This window comes from Streptomyces venezuelae (assembly GCF_008642375.1).
Lineage (GTDB): Bacteria > Actinomycetota > Actinomycetes > Streptomycetales > Streptomycetaceae > Streptomyces > Streptomyces venezuelae_G.
The window spans coordinates 1,175,614-1,187,949 of sequence record NZ_CP029194.1; the positions used below are offsets into that span (position 1 = coordinate 1,175,614).

Here is a 12,336-nt window from a genome sequence, read left to right on the forward strand (position 1 = left end):
CGGGGCCCGGGTGCTTCGTCGTTCACGGACGCAGGAGGGGAAAGTCCGCCCCGGCCCAGAGCGTGCGAAGGGGGGCGGGCCCGTCGCCTTCGTCGGTGTCGTCGGTCCGCCACACCTCGGCCCGCCCGGTGGAGCCGTCGAACAACGGCCAGCCCGGCTCTCCGGTCGCGGCGAAGCCGGCCCAGGCGCCCACCATCCGGTCCGCGAGGTCGCGGTCGGCGGAGGTGGGGGCGCCGCCGATGAGGAAAGCCGCGCAGTCCTTGTCGACGGCGCCGAAGGCGAAGGGGACGTCCGCGCAGTGCCAGGCCCGGACGGCTCCTCCGGGCCCGGTGCGCCGGCGGTCGAAGCGTGCCAGGAACGTCCTGCCGCCGGTCCGGGCGTGCCGCTCGGCGAGCCGGCAGGCGTACTCCCCGAACAGGAGGTCGCCGAAGACCGTCAGGTAGACGTCGAGCACCGGCGCGTCCGGCATCGCGGCGCGATAGCCGGCAACCAGTCCTGCGGGTATGCCGAAGTCCTCGGCGAAGCGGTCCAGTTGCTCTCCGGTGGTGACCTTCGCGCAGCTGCCGACGGCATCGAACAGCCAGTACTCCTCCGTGGTGTGGCAGACGAGGAGGTCCACGTCCCGGCCCACGCCCTCCCCGATGCCGGTGAGGGGGTCGGTGGGCAGGATGTCCCCGTCGAGGACGGGGGCGTACAGCGAGGGGTCGTAGTGGCGGGACCCGGAGGCGGGATCGCGCCGGTAGTCCTCGACCACCCGGTCGGACGCGGTGACGAGGTCCTGCGGCGTCGCCGCCGTCAGGCCCTCGGCGGTGGCGGGGCGGCCCGCCGCGGCGGCGACCTCGCGCGTGGTCGCGGCGGCGATGCCGGGTGTGTAGCAGGGGCTGGCGGGGCTGTGGAGGACGGCGCGGTGGAACAGCCCGCGTGCTCGGTCCATCACCATGAGGCAGGCGATCGAGGCTGCCCCGGAGGAGTGGCCGGCGACCGTGACGTTGCCGGGGTCGCCGCCGAACGCGGCGATGTTCTCCCGCACCCACCGCAGGGCCGCGACCTGGTCGAGCAGGCCCCGGTTGTCGGGGTGGGCGGTTCCGCCGGCGGCGGGGACGTGCCCGAACCCCTCGAAGCCGAGCCGGTAGTTGACGGTCACGACGACGAGTCCGGCGCGGGCGAGGGCATCGCCGTCGAAGTCGGGCTGGGCCGAGGATCCGAAGGTGTAGGCGCCCCCGTGGATCCAGACGAGGACGGGCAGGGAACCGCCGTCCGGCGCCGGGGTCCAGACGTTGACGGTGAGGATGTCCTCGTCCCCCGGCGACCAGACGGGCGAGCCGGGCAGTTCCGCCGACTGGGGGGCGACGGGGCCGAAGGCCGTGCCGTCCCGTACGCCGGTCCACGGGGCCGCCGGGGCCGGCTCCCGGAACCGGTGGGTACCGAACGGCGGTGCGGCGTAGGGGATTCCGAGCACGGCGACGACGTCGGCGGAGGCCCGGAAGCCCCGTACCGCACCGTGTGTCGTCTTGAAGATGTCCATGGGTCAAGCGTGTCATCCGGCCCCTCGCCCGCACCAACACCAAGATCATGACGATTCACACATCGCTGATGTCAATGCGGGCGCCCGCTCCTCAGGGCAGCAGGTCGACGCAGTCGAACGCGGTGCCCGCACTCAGGAAGCCGGTGCCGGTGGAGCCGCTGACGACGCTCAGCCTGAGGACGTTGTACTGGCTCGGGTCGGTCTTCCAGGCGCTTGCCGGAACGACGTAGGTGAAGGTGTGGTTGTTGCCCCGGTACGAGCCGGTGGTCAGCGAGCGGGTCGACGGCTGGGCCGGGGGCGAGGGGATCGCGGAGACCCAGTCGTTGACGGTGACCTGGGGCCGTCCGTTGAGGAAGGCGGTGGTGACGCCGATCCGGAGGGTGTGCGCGGCGGCTGCCTGGGCGGCGGTGAGCCTGAAGTACACGAGTAGGCCGTCGTTGACGTCCTTCCAGAGGTAGCAGGGGAAGGAGGCGGCGACGTCGCCGGCTCCCAGGACGACGTTCCCGGTCCAGGAGGCGGCCCGGACGTCCGCGGGGTGGGCGTACGTCATGAGGGCGGCGTTCTTGAACCCGCCTGGTGTGCCGTCCCAGTCGCCGATCCGCCAGATCGCGGGGGCGGTGCTCGGGTCGTTGGTGAGGGTGAGGGTGTGGAGCGCCGTGGCGGCGCCCGCGGTGACGGTCACCGTGCCCGTGTGGACGGCGAGTTCGCCCTTGTAGACGGTGAGGGTGTAGGTGCCGGGGAGCATCCCCCGGCAGGAGAAGGCGCCGGTGCCTGCGGTGGCACGGGTCCAGTACTGGGCGGCGGCGTTGGCGAAGCCGACGGTGTACGGGTGGTCCGCGTCCATGCCGGCGAGGCCGACGCCCGCGACCCTGCCGCGGCCCGCGGCGCCGACCCAGCCGGGGATGCCGAGGTCGTCGACCCAGGACGTGTCGTGGTTCGCGGCGAAGAGCGCCGGGGAGGGCGTCCCCCCGTCGGTGAAGGCCAGCAGGTAGGGGCCCTGGAGGCCGAAGCGCATCGCCTCCGTCTGGGACTGGTTGTAGTGGAGGATCTCGTACAGGCCGACGCCGAGTTCGTTGGAGTGGCGGAGGAGGGAGCGGTAGAACGGGCCGCCCGAGGCCTTCTCGTGGTTGGAGCGGACCATCCAGAGGCCGACCGAGCCGGTGGTGTACCCGACGGTGTCGTAGTCCATGACCCGGACGCCGGAGTAGTGCTTGGAGCGGGTGTGGCCGTCGGCGCGCTGCCAGACGTCCCCCGCCTCGATGACGGTGTCCGCGCCCTCGACCCAGGAGTCGGGGCCCGCGTTGGGGAAGATCCCCGGCTTGAGGCGGGCGATGAAGCGGGTCGCGGTGAAGGACGTGTCGGCCTTGTCGGTCCACAGGTAGACGTTGTTCAGGCCGGAGCGGGCCGCGATGTAGTGGCGGAGCGTGCCGTGGACGACGGTGACGAGGACGGTCGACCCGGTCTGGGCGAGGGTGACGGTGGAGGCGCCGAGGCCGGACTCGACGTGCGAGTGCTTGCCGCCGTAGCCCTCGTACTCCGTGCCCTTGTAGACGAGGGACGTGAGGTCCCCGGTCGACTTCGAGACCTTGAAGACGAGTCCGGCGCCGGTGTCGACGATGTACTGCGTGCCGTCGTCGCTCCAGCCGAAGCCCGCTGCCACGGCGGTGCCTTCGACGGCGGAGAGGGCAGCGCCTGCGGCCGCTGCGCCGAGGAGGGTGCGGCGGCGGACGGGGTGCGGGGAAGTGGTGTCGTCGTACGAGCGCATCGGCGTGCGGCTCCTTCGGTACGAGGGGGTACGGGGCGGCTCCCGGTTGTCCCTAGGTCGCCACCGGCCGCGGAAGGGTTGCCCCCGTACGACGCCGGAGTCAGGCGGTGCGCGCCGTCCGGGAGACCGGGAGGCGGGCGCAACGGCGGCAGGCGCGGGCCGAGGTCGCCACGACCGCGTGCGAGGCCGCCGCGAGAGCTCCGGCGCAGGCGAGCAGCGGCCAGTTCGTGGCGAGGGCGGAGGCGACGGCGAGCGCGAGCGTCGTGACGGCCATGGCGACCCCGGCGGTGGTGCCGGCCCAGGCGACGAGGAGCGGCAGCCGGGGCGGGGTGGGCAGCCGGCGGGCGAGCGTGCCGGTGACGGCCAGCGTCGCGGCGGAGAGCAGTGCGGCGCCGATCGCGACTCCTGCCAGATGTGCGGCGAGCAGCTGCGCGGTGCGGGGGACGAACCCCGTCGGGTCGGCGGCGGGGGTGACGGCCAGGTACCGGCAGGCGATGAGGAAGGGCGCGGTGAGCGTGACGGCCAGGGCGGTGTGGCGGGCCTGGGCGAGGGTCAGCTCCCGCTGGCAGCTCGGTACGAGCTCCTCGACCGTCCCGAACTCCCGCACCGCCGCGCGGACCGCGTCCGGGTACGGGCCGCCCCGCTCGGCGTGGGCGTCCGCCGTGTCGGCGAGTCCGCCGCGGATCTCCTCGACCAGCCGGGCCTTCGCACGGGCCGGTCCGTGCAGGGCGGCGGCGAGCTCGGCGGCGTACGCGTGGAGCGGGTCACCCGGGTCGAGCGGGTCACGCGGGTCGGTGCCGGGGGCGGTCATGTGGCGAGCCCGGGCGGCGGCGTGGTCGGGTTCAGGACCGAGCCGATGGCGGCGGTGAACTCGCTCCACGCCGTCCGCTCGCCCGCCAGGGTCTCCCGGCCGGCCTCGGTGAGCTCGTAGCAGCGCCGGCGCCGCTCGCCGGTGGACTGCCAGCTGCTGCTGAGGAGTCCGAGCCGCTCCAGCCGCTGGAGCGCCGGATAGATCGTGCCCGTACGCAGTTCGAGCACGCCGCCGCTGCGCTGCTGGACCGCGGAGATGATCGCGTATCCGTGCAGCGGGCCCTCTTCGAGCACCGCGAGCAGCAGCCCGTCCAGGTGCCCTCGTACCGCATCCGCCTTCATAGGTAGGCAGCCTACCCAAGAGACCGGTAGGCAGTGTATGCATAGGGGGTCAACGTATTGGCAGCCAACATATCGGGCGACTGCCGGTCTCATCCAGCTCCAGCTCCTGTGTGCGGAGGCATGCGCCGTGACCGAATTCCTGTTGTCCGTCCACGTCCTGGTGGCGATCGTCACGGTCGGGGCGATCACCGTGGCCGCCTCGATGTTCCCCCGCGTCGCGCTCCGGGCCTGTGGCGGCGGGGAGCGGGAGGAGGGGCCGTCCGGGGGAACCGGGACGGCCGTGGTCCTGCACCGCGTCTGCACCGCATACGCCGTCGCCGGTGTCGTCGTCCCGGTCTTCGGCGTGGCGACCGGCGCCCAGCTCGGCGTCCTGACCGATGCCTGGCTGATCGTGTCGATGGTGCTGACCACGCTCGCCGCCGGCCTCCTGGGCACGGCCGTCCTGCCCGGCCAGCGGCGTCTGCTCGCCCTGGCCGAGGGCGCGGCCCCCGAGGCGGAGGCCCGGCCGGTGGCGACCCGACTGGCCATGCTCACCGGGGTGTTCAACCTCCTGTGGGCGGTCGTGGTCGTCCTGATGATCGTCCGCCCCGGCTCCACGACGGGCGTCTGACCCCGGGCCACACGTCACCCACGGGTCCGCAGCCGGCGCTTGCCGTACGCGACGGTGAGGACGGCGAGCAGCGGGCCCCACAGGACGAGCGGGGTGTAGCAGACGTAGTAGGAGGCGGCCTCCCAGCCGCCGGCCTCGCTCGGGAAGTCCGCGGGGAGGGCGTCGCCCCGGATCGTGGTGCCCATGACCTCGGTGAAGGCGGTGAGCACGGTCCACAGGAGCGTGAGGGCCGTGGCGCCGAGGGCCGCCGGGACGAGCACCGCAGCCGGGGGGATCCGGCGGCCCCGCACGAACGGGACCCAGCCGGGGACCACTTCGCCCCAGCGGGCGATCAGCCCGATCGCGGTGAAGGCGACGGCCTCGGAGAAGACGGAAAGGAAGACGATGTACAGCCGTTCCCCGATCCCGATCCCGGCGTCGAAGGCCGCGGGGAGCCGCCAGAGGCTCGCCGGGAGGACGGTGAACGGCACGGCGCAGGCGAGGAGCCGCGTCCGCCGGGACACCCCCGGCGCAGGCGCGTGGGCCGACCTCCAGGCGGCCCGGAACCGGCCCGGGTCGCCGGCGTGGCCGGGGGACGGCACTTCGGGTTGCCTGATTCGCTGCTGCTGCATGCCGGGCCCTCCGGGGCGGTGGGCCGCCGGGCGGCCCGTTCGCTCCCGACGATCCCGGACGGGCTCCGCCCGGGAATCACACCCCGGACCGAACCCGCTCCCCCGCACGGCCGGGACGGCGGTACGCCCGGAGGAGCAGGGGACCTCGCAAGGGCCGTCACTTCGCGGGGGTCGCGCCTCCGAAGCCGCCGCGGAGGGTGGCCCGGCCGCCGTCGCCGCCCGTCAGGACGACGGTGTACGTGTCGGCCGAGGCGTCCCGTACCCCCTCGGCGTGGTTGTACTGGACCGCGAAGACGTGGCGGCCCGGCGGGACCGTGCGGCCCGGCTTGAGGGTCCACCGGTAGAGCAGGGCCCCCGGCTCCTCGGTGACCGTGACGGTGAAGTCCTCGGCCGGGCGCGTACGCCAGTGGCCCGTGCTCACGACGCCGGCCGTGCGGGCGACCCGCACGTCGACGACGAGGCCCGACACCGGCGTCTCCGTCGTCACGGCGAGATCGCCCTGCGCCCACCAGCGGTTGCTGCCGGGGTCGATGGTGCCCGCCGCGGCGGCCACCGGCCCCGGAGCGAGCAAGGGCGACGCGGGCGCGGCCGGCCCCCGGTCCAGCTGGGTCACGGCGAGTCCGCCGACGCCCACCACCCCGGCGACGGCCACCGCCACGGCCACGGCGGCCGTCCAGCGCCTGCCGCCCCACGGGACGGCCCTCGGGCCGGCCGCCCGGGGCCGCCGGGACGCCCGCGACGGGACGGCGAGGCCCCGCTCCACCCGGGCGAGCATGCGGGCGTGGTCGGGCTGGTGGGCGAGCCCGGCCTCGCGCAGCTCGCGGCGCAGCTGCTCCTCGTCCATCAACGCCTCCCCGCGACGAGTTCGGCGGCGGCCCGGTCGCCCAGGAGGCGCTGGAGCTCGGCCATCCCCTTGGCTGTCTGGCTCTTGACCGTACCGACCGAGATCCCCAGGGCGAGCGCGGTGTCGCGCTCGGAGAGGTCGAAGGCGTGCCGCAGCACCACACAGGCGCGCTTGCGGAAGGGCAGGGAGCGCAGCGCCGTCCGCACGTCGAGGACGGCCGGGACGTCGGGGTCCTCGACGTGGTCCGGGCGCCGGTCCCAGAAGGCGGCGATCCGGCGCCGCTCGCGCACGGTGCCCCGGATCCGGGTGCGGACGAGGTTGGTGACGACACCGCGGGCGTAGGCGGCGGGGTGGTCGGCCGCGCGGACCCGGTCCCAGCGGTGCCACAGGGCGAGCATGGCGTCGGCGGCGAGGTCGTCGGCCGCGTCGGTCTCGCCGGTCAGCAGGTGCGCGAGGCGGGCGAGTTCGGCGTAGTGGCGCGCGAAGAAGGCCCGGAACTCCGTCGCGCTGTCGTCGGCGTCAGCGTCCACCGTGACCACGACGGCCCTCGGCGGAAGCGACCGGAGATTCGGTCCCGGCGGACCGGTGGGCCGGGGACGGCCCCGTGCTCGCGCGCTGGGTCAGGCGGGGCGGGATCAGTTCCGTACCGCGCGCGGCCTCTCCCCCGAGGCGGGCGACGAGCCGTTCCACGGCGAGCCGGCCCATCTCCTGGGCGGGTACGGAGACGGCGGTGAGCGGGACGGAGGCGTGGACCGCGACCTGGTCGGGGCAGATGGCGGCGACGGAGACGTCCTCGGGGACCGCGCGGCCCTGGTGGCGCAGGAGCGCGAGCAGCGGTTCGACGGCGGCCTCGTTCTGGACGACGAGGGCCGTGGTGCCGGGGCGTTCCTCGAAGACCCGGGTCACGGCGGCGGCGACGGCCGCGTAGGTGCCCTCGACGGGCCGGTGGAGCAGTCCGACGCCGTGCGCGTCGGCGGCGGCCTGCAGCCCGGTGAGCGTGCGGGCGGCGAAGCCGGTGCCGCGCGCGTAGACGGCGGGCGGCTCGCCGAGGACGGCGATGCCGCTGTGGCCGAGGCCCGCTAGGTGCTCGACGCAGCGCGCGCCGGCCGCCTCGAAGTCGAGGTCGACGCAGTCGAGCCCGGTCGAGGAGCAGGCGTCGGCGGACGCGGCGGGGAGCCCGATGAGGACGGAGGGGCGCTCGGCCTCCTGGAGACAGGGCAGCCGGGGGTCGTCGAGTTCGACGTCCATGACGATCATGGCGTCGGCGATGGCGCTGCCCTCCACCCGGCGGACGGCCTCGGGGCCCTCCTCGCCGGTGAGCAGCAGCACGTCGTAGCCGTGGGAGCGGGCGGTGGTGGTGACGGCCATCGCGATCTCCATCATCACCGGCACGTAGAGGCCGGTGCGGAGCGGCATCATCAGGGCGAGGATGCCGGTCCGGCTGCTGGCGAGCGCGCGGGCGCCGGCGTGCGGCCGGTAGCCGAGGGCGTCGATGCTGTCCTGGATCCGCTCGCGCGTGGGGGCGGATATGGAGCGTTTGCCGCTGAGCACGTAGCTGACGGTGCTGGCCGACACCCCGGCATGGCGGGCGACATCGGCGAGGGTGACCACGTGCGCGCTCCTCGGCAGTTCCCGGTGTTCCGGGCATCCGCCCGACGGTGGTGGTTTCGGGCGGCCGCCCGTTGATCCGGGTCCCGACCCTAAGCGGCTGCTCGACGAGCTGTCCAGGCGGGTCGTGAAGAGTCCAAGGGCCCGACGGCCGCGCGGGGTTGTGCGCCGGCCTGCAGCGCGATGGGATGGATCTCGGACGGAAAGCGCTTTCTGCATCACTGACCTCTCTTTTCCCTCCCGCACACGTCTCTCACTCACTCCGTCAGGAGCACCATGGACGCCCTGCCCTGGTACGAAGACCTCTCCCCCGGCCGCGGCACGCTCCCGCCCCGCGCCTGGTACGCCGGTTCCGACGCCGCCACCCTCTCCCTGAACGGTTCCTGGGGCTTCCGCCTCTCCCCCACCGCCGACGCCGAGGACGACTCCTTCGCCGCCCCGGACTTCGACGCGAGCGGCTGGAGCGCGATCACCGTCCCGGGCCACTGGGTGCTCCAGGGCAAGGAGAAGGAGTACGGCGGTCCCGCGTACACCAATGTGCAGTACCCCTTCCCCGTCGACCCGCCCCGTGTCCCCACCGAGAACCCGACCGGCGACCATCTGCGCCGCTTCGACCTGCCCGAGGACTGGCCGGCGGGCGGCGGGGCCGTCCTCCGCCTCGACGGGGTCGAGTCCTGCGCCCGGGTCTGGCTCAACGGCACGGAGCTCGGCGAGTTCAAGGGCTCGCGGCTGGCCCACGAGTTCGCCGTGGGACACCTCCTGAGGGACCGGGACAACGTCCTCGCACTCCGCGTCCACCAGTGGTCCTCCGGCTCCTACCTGGAGGACCAGGACCAGTGGTGGCTGCCGGGCGTGTTCCGTGACGTGACCCTGCTGCACCGGCCGGCGGGCGCCCCCGGCGACTTCTTCACGCACGCCTCGTACGAGCACGCCACCGGCACCGGCACCCTGCGCGTCGAGTGCGACGTGGCCGGCCGCGTCACCGTGCCCGAGCTCGGTCTCGACCTCGCCACCGGGGAGGCGGCGAACGTGCCGGTCGAGCCGTGGAGCGCCGAGGCGCCCCGGCTGTACGAGGGCGTGCTCACGGCCGGCGGGGAGCGGATCCCGCTGCGGATCGGCTTCCGGACCGTGGCCGTGGAGGGTGGCGTCATGAAGGTCAACGGCCGCCGGATCCTCTTCCGTGGCGTGAACCGCCACGAGTTCCACCCGGAGCACGGCCGGAGCCTGGACCTCGCGACCATGCGCGAGGACGTGGAGCTGATGAAGCGTCACAACATCAACGCCGTCCGCACGTCCCACTATCCGCCGCACCCGGCCTTCCTCGACCTGTGCGACACGTACGGGCTGTGGGTGATCGACGAGGGCGACCTGGAGACCCACGGCTTCGAGGACCTGGCCTGGCGGGGCAATCCGGTCGACGACGAGCGCTGGACCCCTGCCCTGCTCGACCGGGCGGCCCGGCTCGTCGAGCGGGACAAGAACCACCCGTCGGTGATCGTCTGGTCGCTCGGCAACGAATGCGGCACCGGCGCGGGACTGACCGCGACGGCCCGGTGGATCCGCGACCGCGACCCGTCCCGGCTCGTCCACTACGAGGGCGACCGCTCCTGCGCGGACACCGACCTCTACTCGCGGATGTACCCGACGCACGCGGAGGTCGACGAGATCGGCCGCCGGGCCGACGAAGGACCCGAGGAACGGCGCGAACTCCCCTTCATCCTCTGCGAGTACGCGCACGCGATGGGCAACGGCCCGGGCGGACTCTCCGAGTACCAGCGGCTGTTCGAGACCTACGAGCGCTGCCAGGGCGGCTTCGTCTGGGAGTGGATCGACCACGGTCTCGTCCACCCGGTGCACGGCCACGGCTACGGCGGCGACTTCGGGGAGGAGGTGCACGACGGGAACTTCGTCTGCGACGGGCTGCTCTTCCCCGACCGGACGCCGTCGCCGGGGCTCGTGGAGTACAAGAAGGTGATCGAGCCGGTACGGATCACCCCCGGCCCGGAGAACTCGGTGCGGGTGGCCAACGGCCACGACGTCGTCGATCTGGCGCATCTCGCCTTCACCTGGTCCTTCCTGGCCGACGGCGAGACCCTCGCCACCGGCCCGCTCGACGTCCCGCCGCTCGCCGCCGGAGCGAGCGCGCGGGTGTCCCTGCCGGACGCGCCCGCACACCCGGCGGGCGCCGAAACCCTGTGGGCCGTCCGCGTGTTGCTCGCGCGCGACACGGCGTGGGCGCCGGCCGGGCACGAGGTGGCCTGGGGGCAGATCCCCGTCTCCGCGCCGGCCCCCTCGCCGCGGAAGGCGGCCCGTGCACGGCCCGCCCGCTCGGCCGACCGGATCACCCTCGGCCCCGCGGTCTTCGACGCCCGCACCGGCGAGCCCCTCACCCTGGGCCCCCTCCCCGTCACCGGGCCGCGCCTCGACGTGTGGCGGGCACCGACGGACAACGACGAGGGCGCGCCCTGGCAGCCGGACGAGCGCCACGGGCGGCTCTGGCGCGAGCTCGGGCTGCACCGGATGCGGCACCGCATCGACGAAGTCTCCCTGGACGACGACTCCTTGACCGTACGGACACGGGTGGCGCCGGCCGCCCGGGACGTCGGGCTGCGCACCACGTACCGCTGGACCTCGGACGGCACCGCGCTGCGGCTCGGTGTCGAGGTCGTCCCCGAGGGCGAGTGGCGGGTGCCGCTGCCCCGGCTCGGGGTCCGGCTCGGTCTGCCGGCCGCCCTGGACCGGGCCGTCTGGTACGGCGCCGGGCCGGGCGAGGCATACCCCGACACCCGGGCCGCCGCGCGGCTCGGCCGCTGGGAGTCCGCGGTGGACGCGCTCCGGACCCCGTACCTGCGACCGCAGGAGAACGGGGCCCGGATCGACACCCGTTGGCTGGAGCTCGACGGGGCGACGGGGGGCGTACGGGTGGAGGGGGATCCCGCCTTCGCGTTCACCGCCCGCCGCTGGACCACCGAGCAGCTGGACGCCGCCGCCCACGACACCGACCTGGTCGCGGGCGACACGCTCTGGCTGCACCTGGACCACGCCCAGCACGGCATCGGCTCCCAGTCCTGCGGACCGGGTGTGCTGCCGGAGTACCGGCTGGACGCGGCCGCGGCGACGTTCGCCCTGACCTTCACCCCCTTGGCCGGTTAGACCTCAGCGGAGCAGCCGGTCCGGGACGATGTCCCGGACCCGCAGCTCCTCGGCGACGAGGGCCGCGTACTCCGTGGCCCCGCGGACCGAGGTGTGGGTGTTGTCCCGCTTCTCGGCCGTCAGGTAGAGCGCCTTGGAGGCCTCGGGCCCCAGCTGCTCGACCCGCGCCTTCGTGAGGGCGGTGAGGTCGATCAGCGGGGTGCCGAGGGAGGCCGCGAGGGCGCGGATCTCGGCCGGGTGGTCGACGCCGAGGCCGTTGACGAGCAGCGCGATGCCGTTGTCCAGGGTGCCGTCGGAGTTGAACCAGCGGCGGACGATCGGGGTGACCAGGACGGGTTCGCCGCCCCGGGCCCGTACCCGCTCGACCAGGGTCGTCAGATGGGCGCGGTAGGTGGCCGCGTCGGTCTGCTTGTCGTTGTGGGCGAGCTGGATCAGGACGGGGTCGCCGGGGCGGACCGCCGCCTCGACCGTGTCGAAGAGCGCCGGGTTCGCCAGGAAGGTGACGGTGCTCTCGCCGGAGTCGGCGTGGTTGGCGACGGCGATCCCGCGCCCCAGGTGGACGGGGAGCTGCTGCCCCCAGCCGGTGTACGGGTCGCCCGGCTGGTCGCAGACGGTGGAGTCGCCCACGAGGAAGAGCCGCCGGGCGGCGGGGGCGGGGGTGACGCGGAGCGCGGTGACGCGCGGGGCGGCGCCGCCGAGGATCAGGTCGAGGCCGGGGCTGCCGGCGGGCCCGGTGGGCTCGCCCTCCGGCTCACGGACGTCGACGGTGAACGAGCGCCGGACGCTCTCCCCCGCCGCGGTGGCGGTCTCGGCGAGCAGGGCGCGCCGGGTCTCGCCGGTGACGGCGGTGGAGCCGGCGGTCCCGCCGCCGAGGGTGACGGTGACGTCGTAGGTGCCGGGGGCGACGTCGAAGTGGCAGGCGAGCGCGCCGGTGGCGGTGGCGGCGCAGTGGTCGAGGCCCTGGCCGTACGGGCCGTCGGCGTGGGCTGCGGGGGCGGCGGCGAGCGACCCGAGGAGAGTCGCGGCGGCGGCGAGGAGCGCGGTCCTTCGCATGGTGGTCCTCTCGGG

Annotated in this window: 11 protein-coding genes; 2 read left to right on the forward strand and 9 right to left on the reverse strand. The window is 74.4% G+C overall.

From position 1 onward, the window contains the following. Positions 1-22: 22 nt before the first annotated feature. The 4 genes from DEJ46_RS05125 to DEJ46_RS05140 form a co-directional block, all read right to left on the reverse strand. A complete protein-coding gene (locus DEJ46_RS05125) occupies positions 23-1,525 on the reverse strand; it encodes a carboxylesterase/lipase family protein (protein ID WP_150264376.1) in 1,503 nt (500 codons plus the stop codon). A gap of 91 nt (positions 1,526-1,616) precedes the next feature. After that, positions 1,617-3,290 carry a rhamnogalacturonan lyase B N-terminal domain-containing protein gene (locus tag DEJ46_RS05130; protein ID WP_150264377.1) on the reverse strand — a complete coding sequence of 558 codons (1,674 nt, stop codon included), beginning with the start codon at positions 3,288-3,290 and terminating at the stop codon, positions 1,617-1,619. 100 nt (positions 3,291-3,390) lie between these two features. Beyond that, positions 3,391-4,101: a permease prefix domain 1-containing protein gene (locus DEJ46_RS05135; protein WP_150264378.1), complete on the reverse strand. Its 711-nt coding sequence runs from the start codon at positions 4,099-4,101 to the stop codon at positions 3,391-3,393. After that, positions 4,098-4,442, reverse strand: a complete 345-nt coding sequence (locus DEJ46_RS05140; RefSeq protein ID WP_150264379.1) for a PadR family transcriptional regulator — start codon at positions 4,440-4,442, stop codon at positions 4,098-4,100. Before DEJ46_RS05140 ends, DEJ46_RS05135 begins: the two co-directional genes overlap by 4 nt. Positions 4,443-4,569: 127 nt before the next feature. Here DEJ46_RS05140 and DEJ46_RS05145 point away from each other — a divergent pair, with 127 nt between their 5' ends. Continuing rightward, a complete protein-coding gene (locus DEJ46_RS05145; protein WP_150264380.1) occupies positions 4,570-5,052 on the forward strand; it encodes a hypothetical protein in 483 nt (160 codons plus the stop codon). A 14-nt stretch (positions 5,053-5,066) separates the two neighbouring features. On the opposite strand, the gene DEJ46_RS05150 is transcribed toward DEJ46_RS05145, so the two are convergent. The 4 genes from DEJ46_RS05150 to DEJ46_RS05165 form a co-directional block, all read right to left on the reverse strand. Next, positions 5,067-5,663, reverse strand: a complete 597-nt coding sequence (locus DEJ46_RS05150; RefSeq protein WP_150264381.1) for a hypothetical protein — start codon at positions 5,661-5,663, stop codon at positions 5,067-5,069. Positions 5,664-5,820: 157 nt separating this feature from the next. After that, positions 5,821-6,507, reverse strand: coding sequence for a hypothetical protein (locus DEJ46_RS05155; RefSeq protein WP_150264382.1), 687 nt, complete (start codon positions 6,505-6,507; stop codon positions 5,821-5,823). Continuing rightward, a complete protein-coding gene (locus tag DEJ46_RS05160; protein ID WP_150264383.1) occupies positions 6,507-7,046 on the reverse strand; it encodes a SigE family RNA polymerase sigma factor in 540 nt (179 codons plus the stop codon). The genes DEJ46_RS05155 and DEJ46_RS05160 overlap by 1 nt, the downstream gene beginning before the upstream one ends. Then, on the reverse strand, positions 7,027-8,118 hold the full coding sequence (locus tag DEJ46_RS05165; protein WP_223834515.1) for a LacI family DNA-binding transcriptional regulator: 1,092 nt from the start codon (positions 8,116-8,118) through the stop codon (positions 7,027-7,029). The genes DEJ46_RS05160 and DEJ46_RS05165 overlap by 20 nt, the downstream gene beginning before the upstream one ends. 273 nt (positions 8,119-8,391) lie before the next feature. On the opposite strand from DEJ46_RS05165, the gene DEJ46_RS05170 reads away from it, so the two are divergent. Then, positions 8,392-11,268 (forward strand): glycoside hydrolase family 2 TIM barrel-domain containing protein, encoded by a 2,877-nt coding sequence (locus tag DEJ46_RS05170; protein WP_150264384.1) that lies wholly within the window; start codon positions 8,392-8,394, stop codon positions 11,266-11,268. Positions 11,269-11,271: 3 nt separating this feature from the next. On the opposite strand, the gene DEJ46_RS05175 is transcribed toward DEJ46_RS05170, so the two are convergent. Further along, positions 11,272-12,321 carry a rhamnogalacturonan acetylesterase gene (locus tag DEJ46_RS05175; RefSeq protein WP_150264385.1) on the reverse strand — a complete coding sequence of 350 codons (1,050 nt, stop codon included), beginning with the start codon at positions 12,319-12,321 and terminating at the stop codon, positions 11,272-11,274. Between the last annotated feature and the right edge of the window lie 15 nt (positions 12,322-12,336).

What these genes read in the sequence shown, in the direction of transcription:
- DEJ46_RS05125 (WP_150264376.1), bottom strand. Translation starts at nt 1,525, where the DNA reads ATGGACATCTTCAAGACGACACACGGTGCGGTACGGGGCTTCCGGGCC.
- DEJ46_RS05130 (WP_150264377.1), bottom strand. Translation starts at nt 3,290, where the DNA reads ATGCGCTCGTACGACGACACCACTTCCCCGCACCCCGTCCGCCGCCGC.
- DEJ46_RS05135 (WP_150264378.1), bottom strand. Translation starts at nt 4,101, where the DNA reads ATGACCGCCCCCGGCACCGACCCGCGTGACCCGCTCGACCCGGGTGAC.
- DEJ46_RS05140 (WP_150264379.1), bottom strand. Translation starts at nt 4,442, where the DNA reads ATGAAGGCGGATGCGGTACGAGGGCACCTGGACGGGCTGCTGCTCGCG.
- DEJ46_RS05150 (WP_150264381.1), bottom strand. Translation starts at nt 5,663, where the DNA reads ATGCAGCAGCAGCGAATCAGGCAACCCGAAGTGCCGTCCCCCGGCCAC.
- DEJ46_RS05155 (WP_150264382.1), bottom strand. Translation starts at nt 6,507, where the DNA reads ATGGACGAGGAGCAGCTGCGCCGCGAGCTGCGCGAGGCCGGGCTCGCC.
- DEJ46_RS05170 (WP_150264384.1), top strand. Translation starts at nt 8,392, where the DNA reads ATGGACGCCCTGCCCTGGTACGAAGACCTCTCCCCCGGCCGCGGCACG.
- DEJ46_RS05175 (WP_150264385.1), bottom strand. Translation starts at nt 12,321, where the DNA reads ATGCGAAGGACCGCGCTCCTCGCCGCCGCCGCGACTCTCCTCGGGTCG.